19 protein-coding genes, 1 pseudogene and 1 other annotated feature are annotated in these 17,908 nt (G+C 39.5%); of the genes and pseudogenes, 13 read left to right on the top strand and 7 right to left on the bottom strand.

Annotation, left to right across the window (positions count from 1 at the left end):
- Window positions 1-225: 225 nt before the first annotated feature.
- The 3 genes from ACSHXM_RS16505 to ACSHXM_RS16495 form a co-directional block, all read right to left on the bottom strand.
- Window positions 226-396 carry a hypothetical protein gene (locus ACSHXM_RS16505; protein WP_435690480.1) on the bottom strand — a complete coding sequence of 57 codons (171 nt, stop codon included), beginning with the start codon at window positions 394-396 and terminating at the stop codon, window positions 226-228.
- A 417-nt stretch (window positions 397-813) separates the two neighbouring features.
- Complete coding sequence (locus tag ACSHXM_RS16500; RefSeq protein ID WP_435690477.1) at window positions 814-1,365, bottom strand: NAD(P)H nitroreductase; 552 nt, start codon at window positions 1,363-1,365, stop codon at window positions 814-816.
- A 126-nt stretch (window positions 1,366-1,491) separates the two neighbouring features.
- Window positions 1,492-2,109, bottom strand: a complete 618-nt coding sequence (locus ACSHXM_RS16495) for an HvfX family Cu-binding RiPP maturation protein (protein WP_435690475.1) — start codon at window positions 2,107-2,109, stop codon at window positions 1,492-1,494.
- A gap of 158 nt (window positions 2,110-2,267) precedes the next feature.
- On the opposite strand from ACSHXM_RS16495, the gene ACSHXM_RS16490 reads away from it, so the two are divergent.
- Together ACSHXM_RS16490 and ACSHXM_RS16485 are read left to right on the top strand one after the other, a co-directional pair.
- Window positions 2,268-2,879 carry a FlgO family outer membrane protein gene (locus ACSHXM_RS16490; protein ID WP_435690473.1) on the top strand — a complete coding sequence of 204 codons (612 nt, stop codon included), beginning with the start codon at window positions 2,268-2,270 and terminating at the stop codon, window positions 2,877-2,879.
- Window positions 2,880-2,888: 9 nt separating this feature from the next.
- Window positions 2,889-3,614 carry a FlgO family outer membrane protein gene (locus ACSHXM_RS16485; RefSeq protein ID WP_435690471.1) on the top strand — a complete coding sequence of 242 codons (726 nt, stop codon included), beginning with the start codon at window positions 2,889-2,891 and terminating at the stop codon, window positions 3,612-3,614.
- 103 nt (window positions 3,615-3,717) lie between these two features.
- Here the strand turns inward: ACSHXM_RS16485 and ACSHXM_RS16480 are convergent, their stop codons facing one another.
- On the bottom strand, window positions 3,718-4,380 hold the full coding sequence (locus tag ACSHXM_RS16480; RefSeq protein ID WP_435690469.1) for a FlgO family outer membrane protein: 663 nt from the start codon (window positions 4,378-4,380) through the stop codon (window positions 3,718-3,720).
- A gap of 182 nt (window positions 4,381-4,562) precedes the next feature.
- On the opposite strand from ACSHXM_RS16480, the gene ACSHXM_RS16475 reads away from it, so the two are divergent.
- Window positions 4,563-6,401, top strand: coding sequence for an arylsulfatase (locus ACSHXM_RS16475; protein WP_435690467.1), 1,839 nt, complete (start codon window positions 4,563-4,565; stop codon window positions 6,399-6,401).
- A gap of 13 nt (window positions 6,402-6,414) precedes the next feature.
- On the opposite strand, the gene ACSHXM_RS16470 is transcribed toward ACSHXM_RS16475, so the two are convergent.
- The 3 genes from ACSHXM_RS16470 to ACSHXM_RS16460 form a co-directional block, all read right to left on the bottom strand.
- A complete protein-coding gene (locus tag ACSHXM_RS16470) occupies window positions 6,415-6,852 on the bottom strand; it encodes an acetyltransferase (protein WP_435690484.1) in 438 nt (145 codons plus the stop codon).
- A 34-nt stretch (window positions 6,853-6,886) separates the two neighbouring features.
- A complete protein-coding gene (locus tag ACSHXM_RS16465; RefSeq protein ID WP_435690465.1) occupies window positions 6,887-7,885 on the bottom strand; it encodes a YeiH family protein in 999 nt (332 codons plus the stop codon).
- Window positions 7,886-7,954: 69 nt separating this feature from the next.
- Complete coding sequence (locus tag ACSHXM_RS16460) at window positions 7,955-8,239, bottom strand: hypothetical protein (protein WP_435690463.1); 285 nt, start codon at window positions 8,237-8,239, stop codon at window positions 7,955-7,957.
- A 229-nt stretch (window positions 8,240-8,468) separates the two neighbouring features.
- Window positions 8,469-8,585, top strand: a sequence feature (His leader region).
- A 90-nt stretch (window positions 8,586-8,675) separates the two neighbouring features.
- Between ACSHXM_RS16460 and hisG the strand changes: the two genes are divergently transcribed.
- The 10 genes and pseudogenes from hisG to ACSHXM_RS16410 all read left to right on the top strand — a co-directional run.
- Entirely contained in the window at window positions 8,676-9,575 is a 900-nt protein-coding gene (gene hisG, locus ACSHXM_RS16455) for an ATP phosphoribosyltransferase (RefSeq protein ID WP_435690461.1), read from the top strand.
- 16 nt (window positions 9,576-9,591) lie between these two features.
- Window positions 9,592-10,914, top strand: a complete 1,323-nt coding sequence (hisD, locus tag ACSHXM_RS16450; RefSeq protein WP_435690459.1) for a histidinol dehydrogenase — start codon at window positions 9,592-9,594, stop codon at window positions 10,912-10,914.
- On the top strand, window positions 10,911-12,032 hold the full coding sequence (gene hisC, locus ACSHXM_RS16445; protein WP_435690457.1) for a histidinol-phosphate transaminase: 1,122 nt from the start codon (window positions 10,911-10,913) through the stop codon (window positions 12,030-12,032). Before hisD ends, hisC begins: the two co-directional genes overlap by 4 nt.
- The gene (gene hisB / locus ACSHXM_RS16440) at window positions 12,026-13,096 is read left to right on the top strand and encodes a bifunctional histidinol-phosphatase/imidazoleglycerol-phosphate dehydratase HisB (protein ID WP_435690482.1); all 1,071 of its coding nucleotides are present in this window, start codon (window positions 12,026-12,028) and stop codon (window positions 13,094-13,096) included. Before hisC ends, hisB begins: the two co-directional genes overlap by 7 nt.
- Window positions 13,097-13,099: 3 nt before the next feature.
- Window positions 13,100-13,702 carry an imidazole glycerol phosphate synthase subunit HisH gene (hisH, locus tag ACSHXM_RS16435; RefSeq protein ID WP_435690455.1) on the top strand — a complete coding sequence of 201 codons (603 nt, stop codon included), beginning with the start codon at window positions 13,100-13,102 and terminating at the stop codon, window positions 13,700-13,702.
- A 66-nt stretch (window positions 13,703-13,768) separates the two neighbouring features.
- The gene (gene hisA, locus ACSHXM_RS16430) at window positions 13,769-14,509 is read left to right on the top strand and encodes a 1-(5-phosphoribosyl)-5-[(5-phosphoribosylamino)methylideneamino]imidazole-4-carboxamide isomerase (RefSeq protein WP_435690453.1); all 741 of its coding nucleotides are present in this window, start codon (window positions 13,769-13,771) and stop codon (window positions 14,507-14,509) included.
- Between the two features lie 40 nt (window positions 14,510-14,549).
- Window positions 14,550-15,548, top strand: a complete 999-nt coding sequence (locus tag ACSHXM_RS16425) for a branched-chain amino acid aminotransferase (protein WP_435690451.1) — start codon at window positions 14,550-14,552, stop codon at window positions 15,546-15,548.
- Window positions 15,549-15,597: 49 nt separating this feature from the next.
- Window positions 15,598-16,380, top strand: a complete 783-nt coding sequence (hisF, locus tag ACSHXM_RS16420) for an imidazole glycerol phosphate synthase subunit HisF (protein WP_435690449.1) — start codon at window positions 15,598-15,600, stop codon at window positions 16,378-16,380.
- Window positions 16,381-16,386: 6 nt separating this feature from the next.
- Complete coding sequence (gene hisIE, locus ACSHXM_RS16415) at window positions 16,387-17,007, top strand: bifunctional phosphoribosyl-AMP cyclohydrolase/phosphoribosyl-ATP diphosphatase HisIE (RefSeq protein WP_435690447.1); 621 nt, start codon at window positions 16,387-16,389, stop codon at window positions 17,005-17,007.
- Between the two features lie 767 nt (window positions 17,008-17,774).
- Window positions 17,775-17,908: pseudogene (locus tag ACSHXM_RS16410) on the top strand (DUF3718 domain-containing protein); the annotation flags it as partial.

Here is a 17,908-nt window from a genome sequence, read left to right as displayed (position 1 = left end):
CTTTATATGTTTGGCCATCAGCGACACATACAAACAAGAATAAAACTGAAAATAACGTAAGGTCTAACCGAGCTTGACGCATAATTGCCACCCTTCCCAAATTAATAAGCTTTTTATAAAAATTTATTTTAAAAGGTAACACGGATTAACAGATTCAGTAATGTCTACAGGACATAACCATTACTGAACCATAATTGTGGTGACTAACTCCAACAATAAAACTAGTTATTGAATTTGAATTAACCAATCAACAAATTGTTTTGCTTCTGCATTATTTGAGAAGGTATTAACTTGTTGCCCACATTTGTCAGCAAATGCGACTTTTAGCTTGTTTACAGATATTTGATGCACTGGGCATTTAACACGGATCTGTGTTCCGTTATATGTATAAGACATAATAAAACTCACTTTAAAATGACCAAATATAAACTTGGTCTTATTTTTCAATAAGCTTCAATACAGTGTTGACGATACTACCAATAAGGTTTTACTAAGGAGACACTGACAATTCAAATTTGTCACAGTGCTTAACGCTCACTTTTCGCCGTACAATAATTCAGCTTGTTATTATGTAAACAGTTAGAAAATTCTACTGATTACTTTGTTTTAATGCTGGCTGACTGGATCAAGGAAAGACATAACATTGGCGGTTTGTATTGAGAGAGGTCTTACAAACCAAGGAACACTATAAAGTATGTTCAAGTTTCAAGCAAGTTATTCTGACTATCTGGTCAAACCTAACCATTTACCAGAAAACTTGCTGGGACTAAACCTGAAGTTATTTAGTTTTAATCGTAATCATAAAAAGAGCTATTAGTCCCAAAATTCAAAATACTCAGTTGAATTTTTCGGTGGCTTTGGTTGAACTTCACAACTAGCGGTGCCCAAATATAAAAAGCCCACGATTTCATCTTTATCTTGTAACTTTAAAGCCTGCTTTACATGTTGATCTTGGGCATAAAACCCAGTACGCCAAACGCCGGAAAAACCTTGAGCAAAAGCCGCCATTTGCATGCTATGCACTGCGCAAGAAGTTGAAGCCACCTGCTCAACCCAAGGAACCTTAGCGTGTTCTGTATATTTAGAAATCGCGACTATCACCATCGGGGCTCGCAGCGGCAATTGTGGAGCTCGTTCGATGTCACGTTCTGATTTATTACCCGCAATCGCGGCTTCCTTATAGACGTCGCCTAATTTTGTTAGGCCTTGATTTTGACATATAATAAATTGCCAAGGTGCAAGCCCTGCATGATCTGGCGCTCTTAGTGCTGCTTGCATAATATTTTCTAACGCTTGCCCTTGAGGGGCCGGACTTTGTAACCGAGGATGAGAACGTCTGTTGAGTAATAAATCTAACGCCTGCATGAAATTACCTTTATTGCTTTTATTTAATTTGCTGCATGATATGCACTAACAGCAACGAAATAAACAAAAAAGGCGCAAAAGCACCTTTCCATAATCAACATATCAATTGGCCGTTTAACTAGATATCTATTCAGCTAACTTCTTATCTAAGAAATAATCAACACTGGTATATTTTCCACCACCGGTAAAAAACAACGACAACAGCATAATAAAATAGGTAATGGCAAATTCAATACCATTATTAAGAACAACAAACTTTCCACTAGATGTTAACCAGTCGTAATTCCCATGCTCTTCTAGTATTGATCTCGCCATACTCAGCTTTTCTGGTGCCTCAACCACGGCCTGATTAAGAAATAAAGTGCCATTTGATAACCAACTATTCGCATCAGCAATCGCAGCCCATCCGTTTGGCCAATGCACTGTCAATGCAGCCACTAACATAGTGGCCATCAAAGGAATGGAAATCCAACGAGTAACTAATCCAATTAATAACAAAGCGCCCCCAACCAATTCAGTTGCCATAGCTAAAAAGGCCATCAAGGCTGGAAAAGGTAAACCTAGTCCATATTCTGGGTTACCAAACCAATCAACTATGTCAGCAAAATGAGAGTATTTATTCCACCCTGCTTGCAGCATAACTGGCGCTAAATATAATCGAAGTAATAAAGGGGCTAAACCTTCGATGACTTTACTCTTATCCAAGACGCTGTGAGACCTTTGGTAAAAACGGGGAAAATTCATAATCAATCCAAAAAAATATCTATAACTGTATAGATAGATTAACCCAACAATTTATTTCGATATTAATCAATAAAAATTAGTTTGGAGCTCAATAATCCATGCCCTTGGCATTTATATTGCTATTCTTTATTTAATATTTTTTAAGGTGTGAACTTACTATGCGTCATTTATTAACGGTTATACCGATCACTTTTATGTTGTCTGCGTGTGTATTGACTGATTTAGGTAGTTCTGCTGAAAATGCCCACTCTACCAATAGTCTAAAAGATCGAAACTTTCATCAACAAAACACCTTACATCGACACGTTGAAAAACTTGCCAGACAATTATTAAGCAGTTCTAACCTAATAGACAATGTAGGGACTGTGGCAATCGGCACAATTTTACCGGCCTTACAAGAAAACGGCGATCCATTGCCTCAATCAAAGATGTTAGGGCTTCAAATTCAAGAGAGCCTGATGACATTTGCTACTCAAGCTGGATTACAAGTCGTTGATTTTAAAACTATGCCCACTATAAAAATCACCTCTGCTGCCGATAAGATGTTAAGCAGAGAGGTGGAAGATTTAAATTCAAATATTTCTGCAGACTATTTTTTAACGGGAACCTATACCAAACAGGAAAACAGCACCATAGTGAATATTAGACTTGTGCAATTACCCGATAATATTGTACTGGCTGCAGCAACAGATTATATACCCAACGATACTATGTGGAGTAGTTCAAAAGTGACGCTCAAAAATAACCAAATTTACCGTAGCGCCTATTAGGAGAATACAATGAAATTATGCAAACTTGCTCTGTGTTTGAGTGTTTTACTTAATGGCTGTGCTGGACTACAAGAAAACGTGTCGAACGGAAGCTTTAATAATAACCAAATGGAAAGTGGTAAAGCTCAGGTGCTCAACAACCTAGACACTGATGACATGCAACCTTTAGAAGCCAGTGCTCATTTTCAACAACACTATAAAAATAAGTTTTCACAAAATGGCGGTGATGCCAACGCCTATGCCATGAATAAACTTAATCCTAAGAACCGTAACGTAAATCACTATGTAAGAGGTTTAATGCAAGATTTAGTGAGTAATTTACAATACGTCAATCAAACAACTCCTATGATGGTAACGAGTTTTGTTTATCTGGATAGTGACTTTTCTGCGTCTAACCTTTTAGGCAATCAAATAGCAGAAAGTTTCATTCATGAAATTCATAAATTTGGCATTCCAGTCATTGATTACAAAGCGACGGACTACATTCGGATTACTAAAACCGGGGACTTTGCGCTAAGCCGAGACTTTTTAGAACTCAAAGCCAATGTAAAAGCGGACTACGTGTTATTAGGTACGCTAACCAAACAACAAGGCGGTGTTTTGGTTAATGCGAGAGTGGTGGGTTTTGAATCAAAAGCAGTTGTTGCATCCGCTCAAGGGTTTCTTCCGGCCGACATTGCCAACTCATTACTCAACAATAATCTAGTTGATGGTATTAAGTTGGTTAGTAAATAACGAACCGCCACTTGATAATAAAAAGGTCATAAAAAAGCCGCTGCGTTAATTCACAGCGGCTTTTTATTAAAAGACCTAGATAACTCGAGTTCAGATACAGAGCCTACAAAACCACATTAGGAATAAGTTTAGAGCTAGACGCCACCACCATATTAGATGTTAAGCCTACTACCCTTGCATTAATCAACATGCCGTTCATTTGTTTGGTCATTGTGCCCGTTAATACATAACCTACATTGTGTGAGCTTTTTAATTGTTTAGTATCCCTAGAAAAAGCAAAATCTCCTTTAGGTGTAACTTGTAAGTTGCCAGTAATTCTATGGTCACTGACAGCCAACCCCATATCTCTTAATTCACTAATAAACTGCTCCGAAAGCTGGTTACCTAGCGTATCTGTATTGGTTAAGCTTGAATCTAAATGTACAAATGAAGCAACCGCAATAGGGAAAGACAACTTAGTGTCAGCCAGATCTTGGCGAATATCTAACGCCATTTGCTCTACATAATCGTTTAATAAATTGAAATGTAATGAAGTACTAAACAAACTTTGATCAGTAATGCTATCTGGATCAGGCTCTGCAGGTGGGTGTGCATACTGACTATTATCTTCAACTGAATGAACTAGATTGTCACAGTGAATACGTTCACCATTTTGATTAACACATACATTTTTATCTTCTATCGATACAGAAAATAAATTACTGCTACATCCTGTTATAGACAAGAGTACGAGAGGTGACACCATTTTAATCAATGAATATTTCATTTGAAATTCCAATTTACTGATCAACCAATTTACATAGCTTTTTAGAAGCAATTAACACGCCAAGATGAGGCTTTAAACTTTCATTCATCGAATATGACTAAATTAGACCATTATATTCATATACAAACAATTAACATTAGATATACAATAACACATTGTAAATTGTTAACCAGGTATTATCGGTGAAAAATACTCTAATTTTATTATCCTGCTTTGCATTGAGTGCGTTTAGTTCAAAGGTATTATCCTTACAAGATAAAACCATAGAAAATCGACCTAATGTCATTGTTATTTTGTCAGATGACCAAGGTTACGGTGACTTTTCTGTCACTGGCAATCCCATTGTGAAAACTCCCAATTTAGATAAGTTAGCTAACGACGGTATCCAATTAACAGATTTTCATGTAGACCCTACTTGCTCTCCTTCTCGAGCTGGATTAATGACGGGTCGATACTCAACTAGAGTCGGTGTTTGGTTAACTTTTGCTGGCAGAAATCATTTATACAAAGAAGAAATGACCATGGCAGAGGTGTTCAAACATAATGAATACTCAACTGCCATATTTGGAAAGTGGCATTTAGGAGACAATTACCCTTTTAGACCGAATGATCGCGGTTTTGATAAATCTTTCATTCATGGTGGTGGTGTAGCTGGAGAAGTGCCTGATTACTGGGATAACGACTATTTCGACGATGTCTATTTTGATAATGGTATTCCAACTAAAACCAAAGGTTATACAACCGATGTTTGGTTTAACCAAGCTAAAAAATTTATCGACAAATCTAACGACAAACCATTTTTTATTTATCTCGCCGCTAACGCACCTCATGGCCCATTTAATGTCGAAGAAAAACACTTTACACCTTATTTAAAACCTGATGTGCCGGAGACGAGAGCAAGGTTCTATGGAATGATTCAAACCATAGATAATAATGTAGGAAAGTTAAGAAATTATTTAAACAAGAAGGGATTAGCCGAAAACACCCTAATCTTATACATGACAGACAATGGCACCAGTAAAGGTTTTGAAGGTGGTAAGAATGCCCTCCCAACGGCGGGTTACAATGCCAATATGCGCGGCAGAAAAACCTCAGCCTTTGAAGGTGGTCATAGAGCGGCTTCTTTTTGGCATTGGCCCAATGGAGGGTTAGTTGGCAATCAAAAGCGTGACCAACTATCAGCTCAAATAGACGTATTACCTACCCTAATCGACTTATTAAAATTAGAACTCCCCAAAGCGGTGGAGTTCGATGGGACTAGCCTAGCTTCAATACTTAAACATAAAAATTCTACATTACAGCAACGTAAAATGGTGATCCACAATCAAGCAAATTTTGGCAAACCTTTAGGTGATGGTGCATTAGTAAAATATAAAGACTATGTCGTTTTACAAGACAAATGGCGTTTGGTTGGCAAAGCGTTATTTAATTTAGAGACCGACCCTAGCCAAAGTCTGGATATTTCAAAACAGCACCCACAAAAAGCCGAAGAACTACAAAACTTCTATCTAGATTGGTGGACTGATGTTACAAAAAATGTGCGCTTATCCCCTACTGTGATTAACCCCAATAAACAAGCAGAAGTCACGCTAACGTCACAAGCTTGGTATGGCGATGTCGCCACTTATGACCAATCTCATGTGAGAGCAGGTATTCGTAATCGTGGTGCATGGCATATCGATGTTGAAGTGGCAGGACAATATCAAGTTGAATTTAGTCGCTGGCCCAAAGAATCAAACTTAAGCTTTGGCGATTTGTATCAAAAAGACTTTAGCGCTAAAAAATTAGACCAAAATTTTAATTTATATAAGCTGCCTAGTAAGTCTATAAAAATAGATTCAGTAGAGTTAGTGTTAGATAAACAAAAGGTAACTAAAAAAGTAACGGCTGATCAAAAAGTAGCTTCATTCGAAATCGCCTTAACTCAAGGACGGCATAAAATAGAAGGGATATTACATACGCAAGGTAAAGCTTTAAGTGCTTATTATATGTATTTAAAACCGTTGCAAACTGACAACTAAATGACTGTGTAAATTATGTTTCTAACCCCATGTGTAATAGAGGAAAAGGGTTGCCTTGGCCGTCTAATTCAGAACGGCCAACAACCTTAAACCCAATGTGCTGATAAAAACCCACTGCCGCTGGGTTTTGCTCATTTACATCAACCTTTATCGCCGATTGATGTTTTATCGCATGGTTTGTTAAAAGAGCACCGATTCCACAACCAATATATTTAGGAGAGACAAACAACATTTCAATGTTTCCATCAGCAACTCCTATGAACCCTACATATTCATTATTTTCGTTTTTAGCCCCTCTTAATTCCACTGCATCAAAATAAAACATTAAGATCTGAGACTTTAAGGACTTAATATTTTCTTCGGGCAAAAATTCATGTGTTGCTCTTACAGACTCCTCCCAAATTTCAATTAAACTTAAGTAATCTTGCTTACAAGGCACATCAATATTGATTCTACTCACACTACACCTTCCGATTACGATTAATTTATGCCAAAAATGGCAGTGCGAATAAAATTAAACCGGCTATCCACACTGTTTCGATTAACAATAATAATATGGGTTTTATACCAACAGTAAGTATTTGACTTAGGTTTGATTTCATTCCAATGGCAGCAATAGAAACCACCAAAGCAAAGCGCGATATGTCAGTTGCCCCGCTGATAAGTGCACTTGGTAAGTCCATTAAACTATTAACACTCATCAACAAAAAAAATGCGATGAGAAACGCAGGCATTTTTATTTTTTGGGATTTTACGCCACTTTTTATATTCAATTTTAATACGAGTAGAATGCACAACACCACTGGCATTAGAAATGCGACTCGTACTAATTTAGTCAAAGTCGCCAAATCACCTGCCGGCTCTGACACAGAATACCCTGCTCCAACAACTTGAGCGACATCATGAATTGTGCCGCCAAGAAATATACTAGTACTGACCTCATCTAAACCAAGTTGAGCTGCAATAATGGGATATAAAATCATAGCAATAGTGGAAAACGCTGTGACGCCAATAATGGTTAACAAGGTATCTCTGTCTTTATTTTTATCATCGGGAAGAACCGCTGATATAGCCATAGCCGCTGATGCACCACAGATCCCAACGGCCCCACCAGTAAGTACGCCAAATCGTTTTTGTAAACCCAAAAACTTAGCCAATATTAAGCCGACTCCGATAGTACTTAATATTGCCACCACCAATAGCAACCCTGTTTTCCAACCAAGTGCTATTAAGTCACCAAAAGCTACGCGCAATCCTAATAAAGCCACACCTATCCGCAAAACATGTGTTGCCGTAAATTCAATACCTTCTCTACAATCCGTGCCTTCGTACAAAAAGGACATCGCAATGCCTAACAACAAAGCAAATAACATAGCGGGTGCGCCATAGTGTTCACTCAAAAACAAGGCTGCTAATCCAACAATGGTAGATACAAATATGCCAGGCATAAGTGTTTTAATCTTAGCGAAACGCATTATCGGCATGTTTTTGATGGACCTTGTGGATAGAGATTAAGAAATGATGAAAATTAAGATTAACCTAATAAATAGTTTCTACACATATATATCTAAATGTTTAGGCCCTTTAGGCTTTTTTTTATTTGGCTGTTTCTCAGATTCTTGATGCGTGTCTCGATTATCTTCTGCTGATTTTTGTTGATTGTGTTTTTCCTGCTGCTGTTGTCTGGCTTCTCGTTCTTCAACGTGCAGCTCCTGCTCCTCATCGCTAAGAGGTTTTAACTTATCTTGCTTGTCTATTTTTTCAACTTTCTGTGTATCATGCTTAATCGGCACTTTACCTTCTCGAGGTAACACAGAAAATAATAAGTCACTGGTCATAATTTTTAACCTTCCTTCCTATATTGACCTATTTTTGAGCAGATAATTCAAAATATACTAGCTCAACATACCATAGTCGATTTAATTGTAAGAAATAGCTAACTTTCTCGCTATTTTTCATTGCATTAATCGGGCCGATTGCATAATGTATGCGGCATAAATTGATGCACTAAATTTTTGGGGCATCTGACAATTGGAATGAACAAAATTTTGAAAAACACACTGCAAGTCGTCCATCACCATAAAGCTTAACCTTTCAGGTTTAGGCTGGAAGGTTATTGGATCCTTCCGGCGCTGCAGAAAATTTTCTAAACCCCCGGAAGGCAACTTTCGGGGGTTTTTCATTTTATGGCATTTTGCTTACGACAAGATAATTTGAAATTGTCGTAAATGAACGCACACTAACAAAATTGAGATAAAACGGGACACATTCATCATGAGTGACAGCAAAAGACTTCGTATTGCAGTACAAAAGAAAGGTCGTTTAAGTGACGACAGCATTTCTCTACTTAAAGCCATTGGCATTAAGTTACAAATCCGTGACCGTTTATTGATTGCTCATTCAACTAACCAACCTATCGATTTATTGTTGGTTCGTGACGACGACATTCCTGGACTCGTGATGGATGGCGTAGTAGACATGGGTTTCATCGGTCAGAATGAACTTGAAGAAAAAATGCTTGAACGCCAAGCGGCGGGTAAAGCAGCTGATTATGTTGAACTTCGTCGACTAGACTACGGCGGCTGTCGTTTATCTTTGGCTGTACCTAACGAAATGGATTACCAAGGTATTCAGTCGTTACAAGGTAAAAAGGTCGCTACAACCTACCCTTACTTACTTGAGCGTTTCTTCAAAAAAGAAAATATCAATGCGAGTACTGTCATGTTAACGGGCTCTGTTGAAGTAGCGCCAAGAGCAGGCGTAGCAGATGCAATTTGTGATTTGGTTTCTACTGGTGCCACATTAGAAGCAAACGGGTTACAAGAAGCAGACGAAATATTCGTATCGCGCGCGGTATTAATCCAACAAGCTGGAGAGTTAAGCTCAGAGAAACAAGAGCTTATCAACAAAATGTTGCCTCGTATGGATGGTGTAACTCAAGCTAAAGAAAGCAAATACATCATGCTTCATGCGCCTAAATCCTATTTAGAACAGGTGAAAAGTTTATTACCTGGTTCAGAGACACCAACGGTATTGCCACTTGCCGGTAATGACGATGTTGTCGCTATTCATGTAGTCAGCCCAGAAACACTGTTTTGGGAAACCATGGAGAAGTTAAAAACTCTTGGTTGTAGTTCGATTTTGGTTATGCCAATCGAAAAAATGATGAAGTAGGTACACAGGCAAAATAATGGAAATTTGGTCAACACTAAATAACAACCAACAAGATGACTTATTAAGTCGTCCAGCACTGGCTGACAATCTAAAATTAACAGGGATTGTGGCTGATATAATTGAGCAAGTAAAAACACAAGGTGATCAGGCATTATTTGCCCTCACCGAAAAGTTTGATGGTGCTAAATTATCAAACATACGATTTGATGAAGTCAGCCTTGAAGAAGTCGCCGCACTGTTGAGCCCTAAGGTTAAACGTGCGATTGATCAGGCTTATGCCAATATCAAAACATTTCATCAAGCTCAGTATCCACAAGACGTTAAAGTGGAGACAGCCCCCGGTGTTGTATGTGAATTAAAACACGCCCCTCTTGCTTCTGTTGGTTTGTATATTCCTGGTGGAACCGCTCCATTACCTTCTACAGTATTGATGTTAGGGGCAACGGCGCAAGTTGCTGGTTGCCCACGAAAAGTATTGTGCACCCCGCCAAATAAAGATGGCGAAATCGCTAATGAAATTAGATACGCCGCTAAACTCTGTGGCATCAATGAGATTTATCTAGTCGGCGGAGCTCAAGCTATTGCGGCGCTTGCCCTTGGCACAGAATCCATCACTAAAGTGGATAAGATATTTGGCCCGGGCAATAGTTTTGTCACAGAAGCAAAACAGCAAGTCAGTCGTATTCCAGCAGGTCCAGCCATAGACATGCCGGCCGGTCCGTCAGAAGTATTAGTGATTGCAGACAAGGATGCGAATCCTGTTTATGTCGCCGCTGATTTATTATCCCAAGCCGAACACGGCGCTGATTCTCAGGCTGTTTTAGTGTCTGATAGTGCCACTCTAATAGAAGCCACTAAACAACAAGTATCGGCCCAGCTTGCTACCCTAAGCAGGCAAAATATTGCAGAACAAGCGATTCAACATAGTCGTTATATTTTAACGGATAACATCGAGCAAGCTTTTGAAGTCAGCAATGCCTATGGCCCTGAGCACCTTATTGTACAAATTAATAATGCGCGAGAGAGTTTAGACAAACTCACCAATGCGGGCTCGATATTTGTCGGCCAATGGTCACCAGAGTCTGCAGGCGACTACGCCAGTGGTACCAACCATGTGTTACCCACCTATGGTTATGCGCGTAACTATTCGAGTTTAGGATTGGCTGATTTTATGCGCCGTTTTACTGTGCAAGAATTAACCTACCAAGGTTTACAAAATATTGGTGATGCCATCATGGACTTAGCTGATGCAGAAGGTTTAGATGCCCACAGACAAGCGGTGGCTTTACGTCTGCAAAGCGATTTAAGTGCTGAGATTAAAGGCGGTGACGCATCATGAGCCAAGACCTAAATACACTGATCGACAAGTTGGTATGCGAAAACTTAAAGACACTTGTACCCTATGAATCAGCAAGGCGTTTATTTGCCGCTGCTGACAATGATGCAGGCGAACAAGTACCGGTTTGGCTAAATGCCAATGAATCACCCTATGCTAATGAGTTTGACGTAGATAGTGCGTACTTTAATCGTTACCCCGATTGCCAACCTAGTGCTGTGATCAATCAATACGCCGAATATGCTGGTGTAAATAACAAACAACTATTGGTTAGTAGAGGGGCTGACGAAGGGATCGAGTTACTCATTCGCGCTTTTTGCACACCTGGCCAAGATAATATTCTTATTTGCCCTCCGACTTATGGCATGTACGCAATAAGTGCGGAAACATGTAATGTAGGCATACTCAAAGCCCCTTTGAATACTGATTTTTCATTAGATTTAGATCTTGTTAAGACGTTTAAAGATAAGGTTAATCTTGTTTTTATCTGTTCACCGAATAATCCAACGGGCACTTCAGTTGATAAAGATCAAATTGAACAAGTATTAACTCACTTTGCCGGCTCTGCATTAGTTGTAGTTGACGAAGCTTACATAGAGTTTGATGCAGACAACACTTGGTCGACTCAATTGGCTAACTACCCTAATTTGGTAGTATTACGTACTTTATCAAAAGCTTTTGCTCTAGCTGGACTCAGGTGTGGCTTTGCCATCGCCAATGAACCGATTATTCATACCTTGCTAAAAGTAATAGCGCCCTACCCTATGCCAGAACCTGTGGCACAAATTGCGGCACAGGCGTTAAATAAAAATGGTTTAGCCACAATGCAAAATCAAGTGGCTGCGATCCAACAAGAAAAACAAAAACTTAAACAAATATTAAGCACCTTAGGTGACATTCAATTAGTGGGTGACGACAAAGCCAACTTTATTTTGTTTAGGACCGAACAAAAACAAGCCTTAATGGATTATTTAGTCAGTAATAAAATGTTTATTCGCGACCAATCCAAACAACTTAATCTAGGCAACTGCTTACGCATTACCGTAGGCAGTCCAGCACAAAATCAACAATTGCTGGGTTTAATCACCCGCTTTTATCAACAGTTAGGAAATCAATCATGAGCCAGCCAATTTTATTTATCGACCGTGACGGGACCTTGGTTGAAGAGCCGGCCATAGACAAACAACTCGACACTCTTGAGAAACTAGTTTTCGAACCAAACGTCATCCCAGTTTTATTGAAGTTACAGCAATCTGGTTTCCGTTTAGTCATGGTATCGAATCAAGATGGTTTAGGCACAGATAGTTTCCCACAAGCCGACTTTGATTTAGCCCATGATAAAATGATGGATATTTTGTCTAGCCAAGGTGTAGTGTTTGATTACGTATTGATTTGTCCACACTTTGATCAAGATAACTGCAGTTGCCGTAAACCCAAATTAGGTTTAGTCAAAGACTATTTACAACAAGGAAAGGTAGATTTCACTCGTTCTTTTGTAATTGGTGATAGAGATACCGATATTCAACTTGCTGAAAATATGGGCATAGTTGGGATCAAATATGATCCGCAAAACAACAATTGGCTCACCATACAAAAACAATTACTCACCACCGAACGTGTCGCCTCTGTCGTGCGTAAAACGTCTGAGACAGATATTCGTGTAAAAGTAGATTTAGACTCAAGTGCCAAATCGACTATCGAAACAGGATTAGGCTTTTTTGACCACATGTTAGATCAAATCGCCACACACGGTGGGTTCGAGCTCAACTTAACCGTTGACGGTGATTTACATATTGATGATCACCATAGTGTTGAAGACACAGCCCTTGCTTTAGGTGAAGCCATGAAAAAAGCATTAGGTGACAAACGTGGTATCGGACGTTTTGGTTTTGCATTGCCCATGGATGAATGCCGCGCGGAATGTATTTTAGATATATCTAATCGACCTCACCTTAAATTTGATGCGAATTTTAGTCGTGATCAAGTGGGTGAAATGGCCACCGAAATGGTTGAACACTTTTTCTATTCTTTGGCTCAAGCCATGGGACTGTCGTTGCATTTATCCACCACTGACGGCAATGCACATCACCAAGTAGAAAGTTTGTTTAAGGTCTTTGGTCGTGCGTTACGCCAAGCTATACACAAACAAGGTGAAGCACTTCCAAGCAGTAAGGGAGCCTTGTAATTTATGAGTCAACAAATTGTAATTGTAAACACGGGTTGTGCCAATATTTCCTCGGTAAAGTTTGCTGTTGAGCGATTAGGTGTACAAGTTGACGTGAGTGATGATGTCAACATTATTCAAAAAGCTGACAAGGTCTTTTTACCCGGTGTAGGCAGTGCAAACGCTGCTATGGCCAGTATTAAACAAAAACAACTTGAAGCGTGTGTGCAAAGCTTAACGCAACCGGTATTAGGCATTTGTTTAGGCATGCAATTAATGGTGGAGTCTTCTGAAGAAAGTCTCACAGACAATACCGATTGTTTAGGCTTAATTCCCGGCACTGTTAATCGTATGCAAGTGGGCGATTTACGTTTACCTCACATGGGCTGGAATACAATTACCCCAGTTGATGATGCGCCTTTATTTAAAGGTATAGATGCAGGTAGCTACTTTTATTTTGTGCATAGTTTTGCAGTTGCCTTGTCCAAATACACTATGGCCAGCTGTAGTTATGGAAAGGACTTTTCAGCCGCAATTCACAAAGACAATTTTTTTGGTGTGCAATTCCACCCAGAGCGCTCAAGTGATGCAGGTGCTCAGTTGTTGAAGAACTTTATTCAATTATAAATTAGCCACTTATAAAATAGCCCGTTTTAAATTAGCTAGACACAAGAAAGAGAATTAAGAGTAAACATGATAATTCCAGCGATAGATTTAATAGAAGGTTCAGTAGTTCGTCTATATCAAGGTGATTACGAACAAAAAACCGAATACAAACTTGATCCCGTAGACGTAGTAAACAGCTATGCTGATCAAGGCGCAAAATGGTTACATATTGTTGATTTAACGGGTGCGAAAGACACCAGTAAACGCCAACTAGATTTGATCAGTAAAATGGTCGCGACAAATCGTATGCAATTTCAGGCTGGCGGCGGTATTCGCAGTGAACAAGACGTTGCACAATTATTAGAGATTGGTGTAAAACGTGTCGTTATTGGTTCATTAGCAGTCAAAGAGCCTGAGCTAGTAAAAGGTTGGATTACTAAATACGGTGCAGAAGCAATCGTACTTGCCCTAGATATCAATATTGATGAGTCTGGTAATAAGTTTATTGCCACCCATGGATGGCAGGAAAACTCTGGCGTATCCATTGAAGCTTTGCTTGAAGACTTTTTATCTGTTGGCGCTAAACATGTATTGTGCACCGACATTAGTCGTGACGGCACTTTGCAAGGGGCCAATCACCAACTTTATACAGAAATGACCGCTCGTTTCCCAACGGTTGGTTGGCAAGCATCAGGTGGCATTGGCAAGTTAGACGATATTGCTGTGTTAAAGCCTACTCAGGTAAGTGGCGTGATTTTAGGTCGAGCTTTACTTGAAGGTAAGTTCACCGTAGAACAAGCAATTGAATGCTGGAATAGCGCTCAATAAAACATTTTTATTTTACAATACAACTGCTTAGGAATTAATAATGGCGGCTTTTGGTTCAGTGTTTATGCCTCAAATGGCATTAACTCATTTTGAAAACGATGCATGGAGTGATGCAGAAATTGTATCCTCAGACAGCATTCAGTTGCACCCAGGTGCACACGTTCTACATTACTCAAGTACCTGTTTTGAAGGTTTAAAAGCGTTTAAACATCAAGATGGTAGCGTGCACGTGTTTCGTATGGATCAAAACCTTAATCGTTTCGATCAAAGCAGTCAGTTATTGCATTTACCACAAATTGACCAAGCCCAAGTATCAGATATGGTTTTGCAAATTTTGGCCAAATATAAAGACGATATTCCACAGCCTCCGGGATCTATGTATATCCGTCCTACACATATTGGTACCGAAGCGGCGGTAGGTAAAGCGGCAGCGCCGAGCTTAAGCTCTATGATGTATGTATTGATATCCCCTGTTGGCGACTATTTTGCCGGCGGCGCTAAACCATTACGTATATTGCTAGACGAAACCGGTATGCGCTGCGCACCTCATATGGGTATGATCAAAAGTGGTGGTAACTATGCCAGCGCACTAGGCCCAATATTAGACGCTAAATCTGAAGTACAAGCTGACCAAATCTTATTCTGCCCAAATGGTGATGTGCAAGAAACTGGCGCAGCTAACTTTTTATTAATAGACGGTAATGAAATCATTACAAAAGCCCTAGACTCGTCGTTTTTACATGGTGTGACACGTAGTTCGATTTTACAAATTGCGGCTGATTTAGGCATGACAGTATCTGAGCGTGAACTTACCGTAACTGAATTACTTGAACGCGCAGCTAAACCTGGCGTAGAAGCAGCATTATCGGGTACAGCAGCGGTACTAACGTCAGTAGGAACCTTGATCCACAACGGCAAAGAGTATCAAGTTGGCTCTGGTGAAGCTGGACCTACCACACAAAAATTAAGAGAAACCCTGAATAAGATTCAGTGGGGACAAATTGAAGACAAACACAATTGGTTAACCCAAGTTTGTTAATCGAGAGTGATTTAATCAATTTAAAATCAGCATAAATAAAAGGTTTCATATGCTAGCTAGACGCATCATTCCTTGCCTAGATGTAAAAGACGGCAAGGTCGTAAAAGGGGTTAAATTTCGTAATCACGAAATTATCGGTGACATTGTGCCCCTAGCAGAACAATACGCTCAGCAAGGTGCTGATGAACTGGTATTTTATGACATTACGGCTTCCAGTGATAAACGAGTCGTCGACAAAAGTTGGGTGACACGTATTGCCCAAGTCATTGATATTCCTTTTTGTGTTGCTGGCGGTATTAAGACAGTTGAAGACGCGGGGAAAATTCTAGAGATGGGTGCCGACAAAATATCAGTCAATTCACCCGCTCTTGCAGATCCTGAGTTGATCACCCGTTTACACGACACTTATGGGCAACAATGTGTCGTGGTTGGAATAGATAGTTTCTACAACGAAGAGACGGGTAAATACCAAGTACATCAATACACAGGTGACGAATCGCGTACTCAAGTCACTGCTTGGCAAACCGCTGATTGGGTTAAAGAAGTACAAACACGCGGCGCCGGTGAAATTGTTTTAAACTGTATGAATCAAGATGGTGTTCGTAAAGGTTACGATATAGAACAGTTAGCTGCGATCCGTGCTGCATGTAAAGTCCCCTTGATCGCCTCTGGTGGTGCTGGAGAAAAAATTCATTTTAAAGATGTATTTGAACAAGCCGACGTGGATGGCGCATTGGCCGCGTCAGTATTTCATAAAGGTATTATTCCTATTCCAGAATTAAAAGCTTATTTACGTGACCAAAACGTCGCGATAAGAGACGAGAGATTATAGATCAACATGATTATTACTAAACAAAATACAAATGAACTCGCTTGGCAAAAAATGGATAACTTGTTGCCATGTGTTGTGCAAAATGCGGTAAGCGGAAAAGTATTAATGCAAGGTTATATGAACCAAGCAGCATTAGATAAAACTCTAGAGACAAAATTAGTCACCTTTTTTAGCCGCTCAAAACAGCGTTTATGGACCAAAGGTGAAGAATCAGGCAACAGCTTAAACTTGGTTGAAATCACAGTTGATTGTGACAATGACTCTATTCTTGCCTTAGTTAATCCTGTTGGCCCCACTTGCCATACAGGAACTGAAACTTGCTGGTCAAGCAGTGACTCAGCCGATGTCAGCTTTATTGCAGAGTTAGAACAAGTCATTGCCTCACGTAAAGGCGCAGATGCTGATTCGAGTTACACCGCTAGTCTATATGCCAGTGGCATAAAACGCATTGCGCAAAAAGTTGGTGAAGAAGGTGTAGAAACCGCTCTAGCAGCGACAGTTAAAGATCTTGATGAGTTAAAAAATGAATCGGCAGATTTGATTTATCATTTGATAGTATTGCTACAAGCCAGTGATTTGAATTTATCTGATGTAGTGGATGTACTGAGAAAACGTCACCAAAAATAACCTCTAGTTATTTTTAATTAAGGCTTATCTAAAACCCCAAAACGCCTTCACAATTGTGAAGGCGTTTTTTATGTTTTATAAACAGAGTAAGGATCATATCTCAGTCATTATTATTAACATCCAGCTATAGTTAAACGACTGTTTAGATTTACGGCCTAAAGGCCAACTAACAGGAAAACCTTGCCTCACAGTTTATGCCCATTTCCCATATTCAAAGTTACCCAAATTACATCAATATTCACTAAAAAAATTGGTATGGAGAACCAGCAATAGCTTCCGAGTGCGCAGCACATGTTTTAGATTCATCGCGACTACAAATTTCCCATCACTGAATTGGCTTGTCGAATGGGCGAACATGGACGTTCGGACAAGGCAATCTTTTATAGCTGGGAGCGGCTTATTGCCGTTTCGACTATAAAGACAATTATTTGATGGATTAGACAAAAGTTTCTGGAAAACTTTTGAACAGCTTTAGCTGGTTCATCTAAGGCATGGATAGCCCGAAGTAAATTTGTTTCGAGCGCGGCTTTTTTTGGTTACTTCTTTTAGCTGTTGAAAAGAAGTTACTGGTGCGGCATGGATGCCGTATCAAAAACATCAGGGATGATGTGAGTAAAACGAATGCCTTATAAAAAAGTATAACTTCACATACCTAAGTATCACCTTGTAGATTTTTTAATCAAGATAATTGGTCTTTAATAGAGTCATCGAAGCGAGGGAGTGTTTCAAACAAATCCAATTAACTTAACTTAAAAGAGAATGTAACCATGTTGAAAATAGTTAAAACTTCTATCGCAATCGCTACTACATCTTTACTACTTGCTGGTAATGCACAAGCTAACGTAGGTGAAGCCTTACAAAACATTTGTACTATCGTGAAAGCCGATGACAAAGGTGAGCT

Origin of the sequence: Paraglaciecola sp. (assembly GCF_051252315.1) — a bacterium.
Classification (GTDB): domain Bacteria; phylum Pseudomonadota; class Gammaproteobacteria; order Enterobacterales; family Alteromonadaceae; genus Paraglaciecola.
Note: the sequence above shows the minus strand (reverse complement) of the source record. Positions and strands in the feature narration are given on the sequence as shown.